Source organism: Hymenobacter crusticola (assembly GCF_002154225.1).
Taxonomy (GTDB): Bacteria; Bacteroidota; Bacteroidia; order Cytophagales; family Hymenobacteraceae; genus Hymenobacter; species Hymenobacter crusticola.
Genome location: NZ_MTSE01000005.1, coordinates 1 through 14585, shown reverse-complemented (window position 1 = coordinate 14585; position 14585 = coordinate 1). Strand labels below are relative to the sequence as shown.

13 protein-coding genes are annotated in these 14585 nt (G+C 54.1%); 5 read left to right on the top strand and 8 right to left on the bottom strand.

Going from position 1 to position 14585, the window contains the following annotated elements:
* Positions 1 to 429 precede the first annotated feature (429 nt).
* The gene (locus tag BXP70_RS11435; RefSeq protein WP_086594219.1) at positions 430 to 2166 is read left to right on the top strand and encodes a thiamine pyrophosphate-dependent enzyme; all 1737 of its coding nucleotides are present in this window, start codon (positions 430 to 432) and stop codon (positions 2164 to 2166) included.
* Between the two features lie 61 nt (positions 2167 to 2227).
* On the opposite strand, the gene hemF is transcribed toward BXP70_RS11435, so the two are convergent.
* From hemF to BXP70_RS11420, 3 genes are all read right to left on the bottom strand, one after another.
* A complete protein-coding gene (gene hemF / locus BXP70_RS11430; protein ID WP_086594218.1) occupies positions 2228 to 3151 on the bottom strand; it encodes an oxygen-dependent coproporphyrinogen oxidase in 924 nt (307 codons plus the stop codon).
* 337 nt (positions 3152 to 3488) lie between these two features.
* The gene (locus tag BXP70_RS11425; protein WP_086594217.1) at positions 3489 to 4388 is read right to left on the bottom strand and encodes a universal stress protein; all 900 of its coding nucleotides are present in this window, start codon (positions 4386 to 4388) and stop codon (positions 3489 to 3491) included.
* 289 nt (positions 4389 to 4677) lie between these two features.
* Positions 4678 to 5412, bottom strand: a complete 735-nt coding sequence (locus BXP70_RS11420) for a sulfite exporter TauE/SafE family protein (RefSeq protein WP_086594216.1) — start codon at positions 5410 to 5412, stop codon at positions 4678 to 4680.
* Positions 5413 to 5778: 366 nt separating this feature from the next.
* Between BXP70_RS11420 and BXP70_RS11410 the strand changes: the two genes are divergently transcribed.
* Positions 5779 to 6639, top strand: a complete 861-nt coding sequence (locus BXP70_RS11410; RefSeq protein WP_086594214.1) for an NAD(P)-dependent oxidoreductase — start codon at positions 5779 to 5781, stop codon at positions 6637 to 6639.
* A 338-nt stretch (positions 6640 to 6977) separates the two neighbouring features.
* Here the strand turns inward: BXP70_RS11410 and BXP70_RS11405 are convergent, their stop codons facing one another.
* Positions 6978 to 8108, bottom strand: a complete 1131-nt coding sequence (locus BXP70_RS11405) for an FAD-dependent monooxygenase (protein ID WP_086594213.1) — start codon at positions 8106 to 8108, stop codon at positions 6978 to 6980.
* Positions 8109 to 8173: 65 nt separating this feature from the next.
* A complete protein-coding gene (locus BXP70_RS11400; RefSeq protein ID WP_086594212.1) occupies positions 8174 to 8992 on the bottom strand; it encodes a helix-turn-helix domain-containing protein in 819 nt (272 codons plus the stop codon).
* 136 nt (positions 8993 to 9128) lie between these two features.
* Between BXP70_RS11400 and BXP70_RS11395 the strand changes: the two genes are divergently transcribed.
* Positions 9129 to 9353 carry a DUF433 domain-containing protein gene (locus tag BXP70_RS11395; protein ID WP_086594211.1) on the top strand — a complete coding sequence of 75 codons (225 nt, stop codon included), beginning with the start codon at positions 9129 to 9131 and terminating at the stop codon, positions 9351 to 9353.
* Positions 9354 to 9603: 250 nt separating this feature from the next.
* Complete coding sequence (locus tag BXP70_RS11390; RefSeq protein ID WP_086594210.1) at positions 9604 to 11619, top strand: NACHT domain-containing protein; 2016 nt, start codon at positions 9604 to 9606, stop codon at positions 11617 to 11619.
* Between the two features lie 246 nt (positions 11620 to 11865).
* Here the strand turns inward: BXP70_RS11390 and BXP70_RS11385 are convergent, their stop codons facing one another.
* Both BXP70_RS11385 and BXP70_RS11380 read right to left on the bottom strand, forming a co-directional pair.
* Positions 11866 to 12279, bottom strand: a complete 414-nt coding sequence (locus BXP70_RS11385; RefSeq protein ID WP_262490755.1) for a FixH family protein — start codon at positions 12277 to 12279, stop codon at positions 11866 to 11868.
* A gap of 206 nt (positions 12280 to 12485) precedes the next feature.
* Positions 12486 to 12992, bottom strand: coding sequence for a DUF2199 domain-containing protein (locus tag BXP70_RS11380; RefSeq protein ID WP_086594208.1), 507 nt, complete (start codon positions 12990 to 12992; stop codon positions 12486 to 12488).
* 155 nt (positions 12993 to 13147) lie between these two features.
* Between BXP70_RS11380 and BXP70_RS11375 the strand changes: the two genes are divergently transcribed.
* Positions 13148 to 13750, top strand: a complete 603-nt coding sequence (locus BXP70_RS11375; protein ID WP_086594207.1) for a TlpA family protein disulfide reductase — start codon at positions 13148 to 13150, stop codon at positions 13748 to 13750.
* Between the two features lie 164 nt (positions 13751 to 13914).
* Here BXP70_RS11375 and BXP70_RS11370 read toward each other — a convergent pair whose 3' ends face one another.
* Positions 13915 to 14583 carry an SDR family NAD(P)-dependent oxidoreductase gene (locus BXP70_RS11370; RefSeq protein ID WP_086594206.1) on the bottom strand — a complete coding sequence of 223 codons (669 nt, stop codon included), beginning with the start codon at positions 14581 to 14583 and terminating at the stop codon, positions 13915 to 13917.
* Between the last annotated feature and the right edge of the window lie 2 nt (positions 14584 to 14585).

The following is a 14585-nucleotide window of genomic DNA, read 5'->3' as shown; positions in this document are numbered from 1 at the left end:
GTGGGCGCTAGCACAAATAGGACGTTGGGAAGTGGTTGGTAACAAAATAAAAACCCGGGGGCTTCTGCAAAGCAGCTGAAGTGAGCAAGTATTACACTTAGCAAGCACCCATCAGTAAGCCAGCTACCATCAGGGCTCATTGGGCCTATCTGCTGTGCAGCACGGTGCTAGGGCTAGGAGCGGTGTGAGGCTAGGGTTCCTGGCTCTCTAGCAGTTTAAACTGCCAGGCCGCTTAGTGGTGGAGAAGGACCTAAAAATGCTTATTTGCTTACCTTAAAAGTGTATCTGTCAGATAAGCAAACGTTTGCGGGTATTTCTAGCTTCCTCGAACAGTAGCGGCCGAAGCAAATTATCTCCTGGCTGTACCATTCAAATGCTGGATTACCGCGTATAGCCAGGGTTTTACTTCCATACCCTCAGTTTGGTATCATGGCTAAAAAAGTAGCAGAACAACTCGTGGAAATGCTGGTCGAGGCTGGCGTGAAGAGAATATATGCCGTCACGGGCGACAGTCTCAACGAAGTGAACGATGCCGTACGGCGCAATGGAGAACTCCAGTGGGTGCACGTGCGCCACGAAGAAGTTGGTGCGTTTGCCGCTGGCGCCGAAGCGCAACTCAACGGCCTAGCCTGTTGCGCAGGCAGCAGCGGCCCCGGTCACGTGCACCTCATCAACGGGCTGTATGATGCCCACCGCTCCGGGGCGCCGGTTATTGCTATTGCGTCCACGGAGGCTAGCTTCGAGTTTGGCACCGAGCACTTTCAGGAGACGAACACCATCAAGCTGTTCGACGATTGTAGCTGCTACAACCAAGTGGCGAGCACCCCCCAGCAATTCGCGCGTATGTTTCAGGCGGGCATTCAGCACGCTATCAGCCGCAAGGGTGTGGCCGTGGTGGGGTTGCCCGGCGACGTGGCCGCCGCCGAAGCCGAGGAAAGCATGACCGCTAGCCAGGTGTACCGCACCAATCCCATCACCCGGCCGTCCGACGAGGAACTGCAAGCCCTAGCTAACTTGCTGAATGAGTATGACAAGGTCACGCTGTATTGCGGGCTAGGTGCGGCCGAAGCGCACGATGAACTGATTAAACTAGCGGGCTTGCTTCAGTCGCCGATCGGGTACACCTTCCGGGGCAAGCTCGAAATCCAATATGCGAATCCTTACGAAGTAGGCATGACGGGCCTGCTGGGCATGCCTTCGGGCTACCACAGCATGCACGAGTCGGAGCTACTGGTGCTGCTCGGCACCGATTTCCCCTACACAGCCTTTATGCCCGTGAAGCCCAAGATTGTGCAGATTGACATTCGGCCGGAGCGACTAGGGCGGCGGGCTAAGCTCGACCAAGGTTTGTGCGGTGCCATCAAGCCCACCTTGCAGGCGCTCATTCCGCTGATCCGGCAGAAAACGGATGATAGCTTCCTGAAAGAACAGCTCGACCTCTACAAGCAGGTGCAGGAAAACATGCGCGCCTACGTGGAAGACACTGGCAAACACGACGCTATTCACCCCGAATACGTGAGTGTGGTAATTGACAAGCTAGCTGCCGACGATGCCATTTTCACTGTCGATACGGGGATGAGCTGCGTGTGGGGTGCCCGTTACATCAGCGCTACGGGCAAGCGGGTGATGATGGGTTCGTGGAACCACGGCTCAATGGCCAATGCCATGCCCCAAGCTATCGGCGCGGCGTTGGCCCGGCCCGGTCAGCAGGTTGTTGCCATGTGCGGCGACGGTGGCCTAACCATGCTGCTTGGCGATTTATCGACCATCGTGCAGTATGAATTGCCCATCAAAATTATCGTGTTCAACAACCGCGCGCTGGGCATGGTGAAGCTGGAAATGGAAGTGGCTGGCCTGCCCGATTGGCAAACCGATATGCCCAACACCGACTTTGCCGCCATCGGGCAAGCCATGGGTATTCACAGCGTTACGGTACACGAGCCTGGCCAAGTACAGCAAGCGTTGGAACAAGCCTTTGCGCACCCGGGTCCAGTGCTGGTCAATGTTCTTACTGACCCCAATGCCCTCGCCATGCCTCCTAAGGTGGAGTTCGACCAAGTAAAAGGATTTGCTTTGTCGATGAGCAAACTCATCTTAGGTGGCCGCATGGACGAGGTGCTGGACACCATCAAAACTAACTACAAGCACATGCGGGAAGTGCTGTAGAAAATCCTGCTATCCAACAAAAAAGCCTAGCTTCTGCTGGGCTTTTTTGTTGGGTACGAAGCTAGGCTAGCCAGTCCACGTCTTTGCGCAACCACGCTAGGGTAGCTGCCTCCGGCGTGCCGGGCTCGGGCTGGCGGTTGTAGTACCACTCGGCTTGCGGTGGTAGGCTCATCAGGATGCTTTCGGTGCGGCCGTTGGTTTCCAGCCCGAAGCGCGTGCCCCGGTCGATGGCGAGGTTAAACTCGGCGTAACGGCCGCGGCGGATGAGCTGCCACTGTTTCTGCGCTTCGTTGAAAGGCAGGTTGCGGTTGGCAAGCAGAATCTCGCTGTACACCTCGCCGAACAGGTTGCCTACGTCTTGCACAAAGGCGAATAAGTCCTCAAACGAACCATCTTCCCCCACGGTAAGGCGGTCGAAGAAAATGCCACCTACGCCGCGCGTTTCCTGGCGGTGGGGGAGGTAGAAGTAGTCGTCGGCCCAGCGCTTGAACTGCGGGTAGTAGTTTGGGTTATGCCGCTGACACACTGCGTAGATGCGGCGGTGAAAATGCTGCGCCTGCCGCTCATCCACGTAAATCGGGGTTAGGTCGAGGCCGCCGCCGAACCACGCGTCGCCGTTGCCGGCCTCGAAGTAGCGCACGTTCATGTGGGCAATCGGCTGGCGCGGACTCCGCGGGTGCATCACCACCGATACGCCCGTGGCGAAAAAGCTAGGGTCGGGCATGAGCAGCTGTTGCGCCGCGGCGGCGCTCATCTCGCCCCACACGGCCGAAAACGCCACGCCGCCTTTCTCCAGAATGTCGCCGTTCTGAATAACGCGGGTGTAGCCGCCGCCGCGCTGCGGGTGGTCCCAGGCATCGGTTTGGAAGGTGGCGCCGCCATCGGTTTCTTCTAGCTTGGCGCACAGGCGATTCTGAAAGTCGCGCATCCACGCCTCGACGGTGGCGCGCACGGTGGTGTCGGAGGCAACAGCTGTACTCGACATAAGGGTAATAAGTAAGAACTGATTGGGTGAATTATCTGCGTGAAAAGGCTACTATTCAGCCGGATATATCATCCGGTTGTCAGGAGGTGGGGATTTGCAATCCCCGTTCGCAACGCGGGCAGCTACGCCAGAACGAATACCCAAACGGCACGGCTCCGGCGGATTACAAATCCGCAGCTCCGAACAGCCGGATGATAAATCCGGCCTAGTGGCGACCGAGCGGCGAGGGGTAGAGATACCTACTTATATTTTAATCGTTGCTGACGGTGTTTAGAGCGGGTCGTTTTAACTGGGTCGTTCAACGAGGAGACGCGAGGTGTCGCGTCTCTACATCGTTCTAAATATGGGCACCTAGCACCAGTGCGGCTTGTGCTTCGCGCAGAGCTTGTTGGGCGCAACGGGCACAGCAGGCGGTGGTGGGCTTTTGCTCGTTTTGCTGAATCACCAGCACCGGAATCTGGGTGTGATAGGACTGGGTTTTGGCGTAGCACACATCGAAGAAGCGCAGCAGGGTGGCGCTGCTAGTGGGGGCGATGATGAGCAACTGGGTTTGGGTGCGTGAGCAGAAGTCGCTGATGCCTTCTAGTGCGTCTTCGTCTTCCACGAGGTGGGTGGTGATGTCAGGCCAGGTGAGCTGGGAGGCGGCTTTTTCCAAGGCACGCTTCAGGCGGGCACGCTCAGGGCGGTGGCTGGGGGCGTAGAATTGCACGAGTTGAAGCTGAGCCGGAAAAGCACCTCCCAACGCTGAGGTTTTGGGCAACACGTTCAAGTCGAGGGTGCTGAAGTCGGCGGAGAAGGCGACGCGGGTGGGCAAGGAGCGGCGACCGGGCGGCACGACGAGCACAGGGCAGGCCACCAGGCCGGTGATGGTCGCGGCGTGGTTGCCAGCGGCTTCTACTCGGCCACAATCAATGTAATCGAGGCTCATCACCACGAGGTCGGCGGCGCAGCGGGCGGCTTCTGCTTGCACGTGGTCGTGGAGGCAGCCGCTGAGCACGCGGTAATGGTAGCGGATGCGGCGGCCATCTTGGCGGGTAAGCTGCTGGTAGCGCAGGCGCTCAGCTAGGGTGCGGAGCTGCTGTTCGAGCTTTTCGCCTGCTTCGGCCGTGAACTCGTCTCCATGATGACAATGCAGCAGCACGACCTCAGCCGGCCAGCGCACGGCTAGCTTGTTGGCGTAGGCGAGGGTGTGTTCGGCGGAAGAAGCTAGGTCAATTGGAACGAGAATGGTCTTCATGGAAGGAGTTGATAGTAAGCGGTAGCGGCAAGTCGCCGATGAATAATTCTTGGTAGTTTCCGCTCCGACGCGCCAGCGTCCAATCGGTATCGTTGTGGTCGTTTGCCGGTCCGACGCGCTAGGCGTCCGACCGGTTGTCGGCTGCAAAAAGCTAGGGGCACGCGAGTCGTTCTAGCAGGTCGTTCTATCGGCAACCGGTCGGACGCCTAGCGCGTCGGACCGGCAGGCGCGAGCTGTTTTGGGGTTTCGTTCAACGATTCGGATGCCTCCGGCATCTGACCGGCGGGAGTTAGCGACAGTAATGCACGGTGGGAGTTAGATGCGGGTGAGCGGCTTGGGCGGTAGATGCACGCAGTTGCGGACTCAGGTACGGAATACCTAGCCCCAGCCCGCGCACGATGAACAGCACCGCCAGCAGCGAAGCCACATATGGCACGGCTTGCCGCATGCGGGCCCGCCACCGCATCGGCACCAGCCGACTCGTCAGCGACAAACCAAACATCAAGGGCAGCGTGCCGAGGCCAAAGAGCAGCATATAGCCCGCCGCTCCGCCCAAACCGGGCGCACTCAGCGCCCCCGCCAAGGCTAGGTACACGAGGCCGCAGGGCAGCAACCCATTCAACACGCCGGTGAGATACAACGCGCTCGGCGACGCCTGCCGGAACAAATACGCCAGCGTTTGCTTCAGCCGAGCCAATGACCGATCGAGCCCAACCGCCGCTGCGGCCCGACCCACGTGGCGCTCCGGTACCACCACCAGCACGAGAATCAGCAGGCCCGATACAATGGACAAGCTTTGCTGCCAACCCGCCAGCCGCAGCGTTTGGCCTACTAAGCCCACCCCCGCGCCGAGCACCGTGTAAGTCGTGATGCGGCCTAGGTTGTAAAGCAGACGCCCCCCTAGGTAGCGTCCGTTGGGTTGGGCGGCATCCAGGCGGCCGGGCAACGCCAGCGCAATAGCACCGCACATGCCCACGCAGTGAAAGCTGCCGAGTAACCCAAAAAGAAAACCTGCCCAGAGCATCGGTGAAGGAGCTGCTTGAATTGGGCGGCAAGTACGGCAGCCAAAAAAAGAGCGGACATGACAAAAATCAGTCGGCCGGGATGACTTTTGTTCTGGCGGGGCGCCTCACCCCCCGGCCCCCTCTCCGAAAAGGAGAGGGGGGAGCCGAACGCAAGAAGTTGGGAATGATGAGCACTAATTCTTAAGTGACATCTCCGTACAACATCCAGCACTTTTCACTCAACACCTCAGACGACTGGCTCCCCCTCTCCTTTTTCGGAGAGGGGGCCGGGGGGTGAGGCGCCCCGCCAGAACGATTCCCGCCCCACCAGCCAACCAATTCTGACCTAGGTGGTATAGAATACCTACTTCACTCAACCATTACATATGAGCTCACAACCCCAACTAGGCTGGATTGGCCTCGGCACGATGGGCAATCCGATGTCGCGCCGCCTGCTCGAGGCGGGCTACCCAGTTGCCGTCTATAACCGCAGCAAAGACAAAGAAGAAGCCCTGCGCGCCGCCGGCGCCACCCCCGCCGATTCGCCGGCCGCCGTGGTGCAGCAAGCCGATGTAGTGTTCCTGATGGTATCCGACGACCAAGCCGTGCGCGACCTGTTCACCGGCCCCGACGGACTGCTGGAGGTCGAAGCCAGCGGCAAGCTGCTCATCAACATGAGTACGGTTTCGCCCGGCATCAGCCAGGAAATGGCAGCCCTCAGCCAACAGAAAGGCCATACCTACCTCGATGCGCCGGTTTCGGGCAGCGTGAAGCAGGCGGAAAGCGGCCAGCTGGTAATTATGGTGGGCGGCGACGAGCCGGCGTTCCAACAGGCGCAACCGCTCTTTGAGCACCTAGGTAAGCTCGCGCTGCACCTAGGCCCGGTCGGCAACGGCAACTTGGCCAAACTTGCCATTAATACCTTGCTAGGTATCTACACGCAGGGCCTGGCCGAAACCTTCCTCTTTGCCCAGCAGCACGGCCTGAAACCCGAGGATATGCACACGATCATCGGCAACGGCGCTATGAGCAACGTGTACGCCAAGATCAAGGGCGAAGCCATTATGGGCGACAACTTTCAAGCCGCCTTTGCCCTGAAGCACCTCGCTAAAGACCTGCGCCTAGCAAAAGCCGAAGGCCTGAACACGCCCCTGGGTGAGGTGGTCCATGAGACCTACCAGCAAGCCGAGCCCGCCCTAGGCAACGAAGACGTCATTGCCATCATCAAGCACCTGCACCACGACTAAGGAGGCAGGGCACTGGCTGCTCAGCGGCTGAGAAGGAGCTACGTATTCCGCGCTATAAGAAACGGACGAAGTGCGCGTAGCTCACTCACCGGCAGCTTCTGCAACATACGGGAAGCGAGTAGAAAGAGCCGCCCCGCCGGAGCCCTTCCTGACTAGAAGGTCCCAGCGGGGCGGTGTTGCTTCCGTAGCGCTAGCGACTGTACCGAAGAAAAGTATTGTCAGTAAAGAAGCAAGCCTGGAAGCAGTACCAGCCTGCTGCTAGAACGGCAGGCAAGGCCTAGCCTCCCTATAGATTGAAGCATGAGCTACAAGCTCGTCCTCTCTGGGTAGTCTACCTGCTAAAACGGAATTTCCTGCGCGTTTCTGGCGCGAATAGCTTCCTCGGTTTTGGGGACGAAAAAGGCGTTCAGCATGGTAACCGCGGAGGCTTGCACTTCCTCGACAAACGGCCGCAACTTGTGATTGTAGGCTTGAAAAGCTAGCTCGAAATTGCCTTCGTAGGCTGCCAGCCCATCCGCTACCGTTGCGGCGCCGGTCATTGCCAGTGAGGCCCCGATGCCTGCGGCGGGCGAGGTACAATAGGCGGCATCACCCACCAGCGCCACGCGGCCTTTGGTCCACGACGGCATCCTGATTTGGCTGAATTTATCGAAGTACGAAATCCCCGCTTCCTGTACTTCTGCCAGTAGCTCGTCGGTGCGCCAGCCTTGTCCGGCAAACTGCTGCTGCACAATGGCGCGTTGCTGCGCAGCATCCCGGTAATCGTACGGAAGCTCGTTTTCGGAAAAGAACCAAAAGATGACATCGGTCTTCCCGTTGTACGCATTCAGCAGCACGCCCTTACCCGGCGTATTATACAACTGGGCGGTGTTTTGTTCTAGCAACAAGTGGTTGACGATGGTAAGCGAGGCGTAATGGTGCAGAAAACAGGAGTATTCCGATTCGTGACCAAACCATAGCTGCCGGACGCCCGAATGCAACCCATCGCAGCCAAACACCAAGTCGAAGGCACGAGGCGAGCCTTCTTTAAACGTCACGTGGATAGCGTCGGCGGTTTCGCTGAGTTCCGTGATGCGGTTGTTAAACAGGAAGTCTACCTTGCTCTGGAGGTTACTCAGTAGAATCGTCACCAGCTTATCCCGCTCGATTTCGATTTCTTCGATGGTATCGTCCGAAGCAGCTTCGGCGGACTCTGGCAGCAGCGGGGTTTCCGTCAGATCGTCGGCGTTTTTAAACGCCAGCTGCATGGGGGGCAAACGATGCGCTTTTAGCTGCTCAAAGATGCCCATGCGTTTGGCGCTGGCCAGGGCCTCTCCCTGCACATTGATGGCGGCTCCGCCCAAGCGGGGCTGGGCGGCCTGCTCCACCACCGTTACCTGATAGCCTGCGTTACTAAGCCAATAGGCGGTAGACAGGCCGGCGATGCTAGCGCCCGAGACAAGTACTTTTTTTTCGTGTGCTGATTCCATTTCCAGACAATTTTGTGGGCTGACACTTGCAGTAGTGCCGCACAAAATTCCGGAGCGAGCTAGCCCTAGGCTAGAATAAACGCGACAAAATCGGTGTTGACCTCCCGTTGCCAGCGCGTGGCGTGACGTGCGAAAACCGCGGGCGTAATGCCGCTGTAGCGCTTGAACTCCCGACCTAGGTGTGATTGATCGGCATAGCCTAGCTCCTGCGCTAAGCCGGCCAGGTTGGTAGTCGGCTGCTGCCAGAGGGAATTGCGAGCCTGCTCAAAGCGCATCAGCCCCGACACGTCTTTGACGGTGTGGCCAGCGGCTTGCTTGAACTTCCGCTCCAGGGTGCGCACCGTGGCGTGCGCCGCTGTGGCCACTTGGCCAACCGACAGGGTGCCGCCGGCAGCCCGCATTGCTTCGCCCACTTGGTCGAGCAACCGGTCACGCACCATCTGGGACCTAGCCTGCTCGCAATACCGGGCTACCTCGGCCAGGGCTTCCGCTACGTTGCCTGCGTGTAGCCACTTGGCTAGCGGGGCTTGCAGCTGAGCAATAGGATGCACCATGTGGCGCACGCTGTCCTTGCCGGGCGGCAAACCAAGCAATTCGAACACAGCCCACGGAAAGCACTTGATGCCAATGACCTCCAACCGACCTTGCGTATGCAACAGGAACGGCTGATTGAGCAGACCTACCAGAAACGGAGAGGGCAGCAGTTGCAAGCCGTCCGGGGTCGAAATGGTACAGGGGCTGCCGAAATAGAAAATGATTTCCGCGTAGCCATCTGGGGTTACCTCAAAACTTGATTGCCGTTCGCCGAAGTCCCGGCTGATGTACCAAAAGTCTTTGATGATACTCCGTAGCGTTTCCGGCGGTTCAACTTCTTGGTGCTCCATGCGGAAAGATAGTTTGTAGAGATGGACTGGTTGCCATCATCAAGCACCTGCACCGCGACTGAGAACTGTCATTTCTCCCGTTAGTCGAAATGACGTTGGGACAAATTTTCTGTACTTTCGGACAAAGCTCCTGCCGATGCATTCCTACCAGCAATATATCTCCATTGATCCTGAAATCCGCTTCGGGCGGCCCTGCGTCACGGGTACGCGCATTGCGGTGGCCGACGTGCTAGGCTGGCTAGGCAGCGGCCAATCGGTAGAGGAAATCATAGAGGACTTTCCCGAACTGACCAAGGAACAGATTCAAGCCTGCCTGCTCTACGCCGCCGACCGGGAGCGGCACCTGCGCATTGCCGGATGAAACTCCTGCTAGACGAGAACATTTCCTACCGTGTAGTGGCACAGATTACCAGTACGTGTTCCGGCTTAGAGCAGGTGTGTCGCCTAGGTATACTTAATTGGCAAGAATGGCTTATTTGAAAGAAGCCGGTAAGAGCTATAATTAAGCGCTAACAGGCGAGTGTAGCGGCTATGCAGGAGGTAGAAACAGGTGAGTTAATACGATTGTTAATATACTTGTAAATCAAACATATTTGAATGTGGAACTTCCAATGGAAAATATCAATCTAAGTGTTGTAAAAGATATTGCGACTGTTGTAGCTCCAATAACGAGTTTAGTAGTAACTACTTTTCTTAAACCTAAAATGGATGCAGTTGCTGCATTCTTAGGAAGAGAGAAGAAAAAAATAGAACATGATATTATAAATAAATTTAGTGATTATTTAAATAGAACTTACGAAAAGCAGTCTTATTTAAAAACAGTTGTATTTCAAAATGAAAAACGGCTTTTAAAAGATCTGTACATACCCTTAACTGTATTGAATTCTAGTACTAATGAGAGCGTTAAAATAGATTCATATCCTAAAAAACTACTCCCTATTCATGATAAGGTTCTTTTAGTTGATACGGCCGGGATGGGTAAGTCAACTATCAGTAGATTTATTTTTCTGAAAGCAGTGGAAGGCAATTGTGGTGTGCCCGTATTTCTGGAGCTGAGGCAGTTAAAAGCTGGGCTTACTGTGTTAGATCTTATGTATGATGAAATAAATGGTATTAAAGATATATTTGATAAAGAACTTTTATTGCATTTAATAGAAAAGGGAGATTTTATATTTATTTTTGATGGTTTTGATGAAATACCTCTTAAAGAAAGAGAATTTGCCACGCAGCACTTGCAAGATTTTATAAGTAAAGTTCCTAATAATAAATTTTTAATTACATCTAGACAGGATAATGCATTGACTGCCTTTGCTGATTTTCAAAGGTTTGTTATTCGGCCACTTCGGCAAGTAGAAGCGTACGACCTGTTGAGAAAATATGATGGAAAAAATGGTGAAACTGCCGAAGCGCTCATAGCGAAATTAGAAGAATATCATAAGGATACACTGAAAAGCTTTTTAGTAAATCCTTTATTAGTTTCATTGTTGTTTAAAGCATACGACTTCAAGCCTACGCTGCCATTGAGAGCAGATAATTTCTATCGACAAGTATACGAAGCACTATTTGAAAACCATGATCTGTCGAAAGGAGGATCGTTTATTAGGCAAAAAAGATCAGGTTTAAATATTGACGATTTTGCCAGGGTATTAAGAGCTATGGCAATGAAGACCGTTGTCTTAGGGAAAGTTCAATATACAACAGATGAGTTGCTTTTGTATATAAAAGAGGCCAAAGAGCGCTGTGTTGGTCTATCTTTTTCTGAGTCTGATTTCATAAAAGATATAATCCAGAATGTTCCTTTATTCGTTCAGGACGGGTTAGATATACGGTGGAATCATAAATCCTTTCAAGAATATTTCGCTGCTATGTTTATTGCTGTAGATGCAAAGGGTAGTGCCGAATCTATGTTGAAAAAACTTGTTAACAATAAAGATCAATCTAGGTTTGTGAATATATTAGAGCTTTATTATGATATTGATCCTTCTACATTTCAGCGCGCTCTTACCAAGGATTTGATCCAAGATTTCTTCGATTATACTAAATCTAATGCTTATGCTCATAGGTATCTAAATATAGATAGAGAAGATATTCAAATACGGAGATTGATGGCTTTTGGAAGGAGATATGTATTTTTTTCAACTTTTTCAATTGATTCATTGGCAGGAGAACAAATTCATAATGACCCAGTTCGGGTGCATGACTGCATTCGTGAATATTGTAAGGAGAATAATATGATCGAAGATGGCGAAATAATAGGTAGTTCTACTCATTACCCAAGTGGTAGTGGATTAGTAGTACTGAGTAAATATAATATTGCTATAATGGAGCTGCTTGCGAGAAGAAAGCATAAAATTGTAGTTGATATGAGAAGTAAAATATTTAGGGATAAAAGGTTTGGAAATTCTCCTTTGAGTCCTAATAATGTTGTTAATGATGCTAAACATTTGCTGTTGACTGAAGACCCTGGCGGATATATGAACCGAGGTGATAATTTTGAGAAGGTTAATATTATTTTAGTAGATAATGATAGAGTAAGAGTGGCATTAGACGTTGATGCGTGTAAAAAGCAATTGAATGAAATAAATGAAGCGATGACTAGGGAGGATATTGATAATTTTTTTGTATAGTAGATAAATTATTTATGAGATGTTATTGGCTTGATTTTATATCGCTTAGTAGTAAATAATCGGATCTGGTTGTACTATGCTCAAGTAGATGTATATACAACTTAACGATAAATGTTTGTAAAGTAGGGCGTTGATGTAATCTGTTCGCTCGCTATTTAGCATTAATAATACGATACTGATATAATACCTTGTTAGCCGTATTACTATTGGGTAGACGTTCTTGTTCTAGCCTACTCCAATGACATCCTAAATCGTCAAATCCTTCTCCGCAAAATACGCCTGCCCATCCGCGGTGAAATCCATACGGATGCGCCAGAAGCCGCGGGCCATTTTTTGGGTGCTGAGGCGTTGGGCTAGGTCCGAGCTAGGTTGCAGAGGCAAGGTGAAATCGAGCTTCAGATCGGAAGGGCGGAAGAAGTGGATTTGCCCTTCGAGGCGCTTGCCGGCAAACGAGGGCGGCAGCTGCAAGTAAAGCTGCGAAACCGCTGCTTCGTGCGTGATGGCCACGGCCGCGGGCAGCGCCGCCGTGCGGACCACTGATTCCATGCGCTGCTGGTAGGCTAGCTCCTGTTGGTAGTAGTCGGGGCTGATCAGGTCGACGCTGGTGTGCAGGGCCTTGCTCACCATGAAGCCGATGTAGGACATGAACAGCACGAACACCCCCACGATGGCAGGTCAGGGTTGCAACGAGAGCACGAAGCTTGTGCTGGCGGCAACCGGTCGGACGCCTAGGGCGTCGGACTGGCAGGCGCGAGTTGTGCTGGCGAGTCGTTCTACATCGTTGAACGACTCGTGTCTGCTACCATCAGCAACGATTACTGCTCAACGCTACACACCGCGAGAGCTGCGCGCTACATTCTTCTTTTCTACTCGCCGTGCATGGCTATTTCTGCCAGTTCGATAACACGCTCCCAAGTAATGCCATTCTCTTGTTCTAGTGTCAACGGGTGGCCTTCCTCAATCACTTCAACCCGTGGAATAGTGCCTACAGATTGGGTGTGAACCATTGTTCTAATATTCGGCGTGGATGGATAGCCGGGTAAGACGGTTTGCAGCCAACCGAAATAGGCAGGTTCGTTTACCCGTTTCGGGTCATTCCACAGGACATTTGTCCGAACAAAATTCTTCTCGCTTAGGCTAGTCCACACGTTCCAACAGAAGACTTCATCCGAGTCGATAACTGGAATTTTGATGCGGGCTCGGATGAAGAAATGCTCTTCGTCGACAACGCACAAATCATCCAGGTACTCAATTCGCGTGGCCCGCTCTTCTGGCGAAACGCTGAAGTAATAATCGGGATATTCTGCGCCGAAGCACATTGGTATTTTCTCGTGAAACTCGCCGCAGCGGGAGCAGGTAAAGCCTTCTATCATTTGGTGAGAGCCTAGACAAACAAGTTGCTTGATCGAAAGTAAGAAAAGCGGGTGAGGTGCCGTTTCGCTTGCTTATTGAGTGCGGGAAACTGCCGTACCTTCGCCGGTGTTAGGCTAGCAATACTTATGCGCCTAGCTGCTCGCACACTTTTCCTATGAATCGCAAGAACCTGTTGGAGTGGCTGCCGTGGGCCATTTTCGCCGTGGTCATGTTCACCGACCTGCGTCCCCTTGTGCTCGGAGAGCTACAGCGCGGCTTGCTGGCCACAGGACTGTGGCGAGCCGAGGCGCCGGTAGCACCCGCCAAGGTGCCCGCCATGCCTGTCAGCAGTTTGACGTATCCGCATAATCTGCCCTTGGTGGGCCTCGATGGCAAGCAGATGAACCTGAGCGACCTGAAGGGGAAGGTGGTGTTCGTCAATCTGTGGGCGAGTTGGTGCCCGCCTTGCGTGGCCGAAATGCCAGGCATTTATGCGCTATACAAGAAGCTAGACCCGGCCAAAGTCGCGTTTGTGATGATTTCCTTCGACCAGAATCCGGTTAAAGCGCAGCGCCTGCTTCAGCGCAAAGGCTACACATTCCCCGTGTATTTTCCGACCGCGCCGCTGCCCGCGCCTTTCGATTCCAACTCCATTCCTTCCACGGTTATCCTAGCTCCCGACGGCAAGGTAGCGGCCCGCCACGACGGCATGGCCGACTACGACACGCCCGAGTTTAAAGCCGCCCTGGAAGACCTAGCCGTTTCTCCGCGCAGTTGATAGGCCTTTAGGCAAGTAAAACTGATAAAGCCTACTAAACTCGCTTGAGAATTTGGCAGGCTTTAGTGTACGCTTTGGGGATGCTGGTTTGTCAACCAGCAGAAGATGTCGGTAGTGATCTGCATTGTCATCGCTCAGCCCGCCACCGACCATGACGATCGGTTCTACAGCATCACTCCACCCGTAGCCTCAAGGCGCTGGCCGTTGAGCCAGCGGGCAGCATCGGTGCAGAGGAACGCGACGATACCGCCGATGTCGTCGGGCTCGGCCACGCGGCCTAGGGCAGTCATCTGGCGCACCCAGGTGCGTATTTCGGGCGTATCCATCATGGCGCCGCCGCCAAACACGGCCCCAGGCGCTACCACGTTGGCCGCAATGCCGCGAGGGCCCAGTTCCAGCGCCAGGTAGCGCGTGAAGACCTCCACAGCCCCCTTCATGCTGGCATAGGCCGAAAAACCCGCGAAGGAGCTGCGCGCCGACACCGTAGAAATATTGATGACGCGGCCGCCATCGCGCAGTAAGGACAAGGCCTTTTGGGTGAGGAAATACACGCCCTTGAAGTGCACGTTCAGCATTTCATCAAACTGTGCCTCAGTCGTCTCAATGATGGGGGCGCTTAAACTAGTGCCGGCGTTATTGATGAGAAAGTCAAATTGGTCAGTGCCAAAGGTATCGCCTAGGGCCGTGGTGACTTGCGCGAAAAAAGTATCAAACGTGCTGATGTTGGCCGCGTCTAGGGGTAGGGCCACAGCGCGGCGACCTAGGGCTTCAATGTCGGCCACCACGGCGGCGGCTTCGGCCTGCTGGCTGCGGTAGGTCAGGATAACGTCGATGC

Excerpts from the sequence above, each read along its gene's own strand:
- BXP70_RS11435 (WP_086594219.1), top strand. The coding sequence starts at position 430 with ATGGCTAAAAAAGTAGCAGAACAACTCGTGGAAATGCTGGTCGAGGCT.
- hemF (WP_086594218.1), bottom strand. The coding sequence starts at position 3,151 with ATGTCGAGTACAGCTGTTGCCTCCGACACCACCGTGCGCGCCACCGTC.
- BXP70_RS11425 (WP_086594217.1), bottom strand. The coding sequence starts at position 4,388 with ATGAAGACCATTCTCGTTCCAATTGACCTAGCTTCTTCCGCCGAACAC.
- BXP70_RS11420 (WP_086594216.1), bottom strand. The coding sequence starts at position 5,412 with ATGCTCTGGGCAGGTTTTCTTTTTGGGTTACTCGGCAGCTTTCACTGC.
- BXP70_RS11410 (WP_086594214.1), top strand. The coding sequence starts at position 5,779 with ATGAGCTCACAACCCCAACTAGGCTGGATTGGCCTCGGCACGATGGGC.
- BXP70_RS11405 (WP_086594213.1), bottom strand. The coding sequence starts at position 8,108 with ATGGAATCAGCACACGAAAAAAAAGTACTTGTCTCGGGCGCTAGCATC.
- BXP70_RS11400 (WP_086594212.1), bottom strand. The coding sequence starts at position 8,992 with ATGGAGCACCAAGAAGTTGAACCGCCGGAAACGCTACGGAGTATCATC.
- BXP70_RS11395 (WP_086594211.1), top strand. The coding sequence starts at position 9,129 with ATGCATTCCTACCAGCAATATATCTCCATTGATCCTGAAATCCGCTTC.
- BXP70_RS11390 (WP_086594210.1), top strand. The coding sequence starts at position 9,604 with ATGGAAAATATCAATCTAAGTGTTGTAAAAGATATTGCGACTGTTGTA.
- BXP70_RS11380 (WP_086594208.1), bottom strand. The coding sequence starts at position 12,992 with ATGATAGAAGGCTTTACCTGCTCCCGCTGCGGCGAGTTTCACGAGAAA.
- BXP70_RS11375 (WP_086594207.1), top strand. The coding sequence starts at position 13,148 with ATGAATCGCAAGAACCTGTTGGAGTGGCTGCCGTGGGCCATTTTCGCC.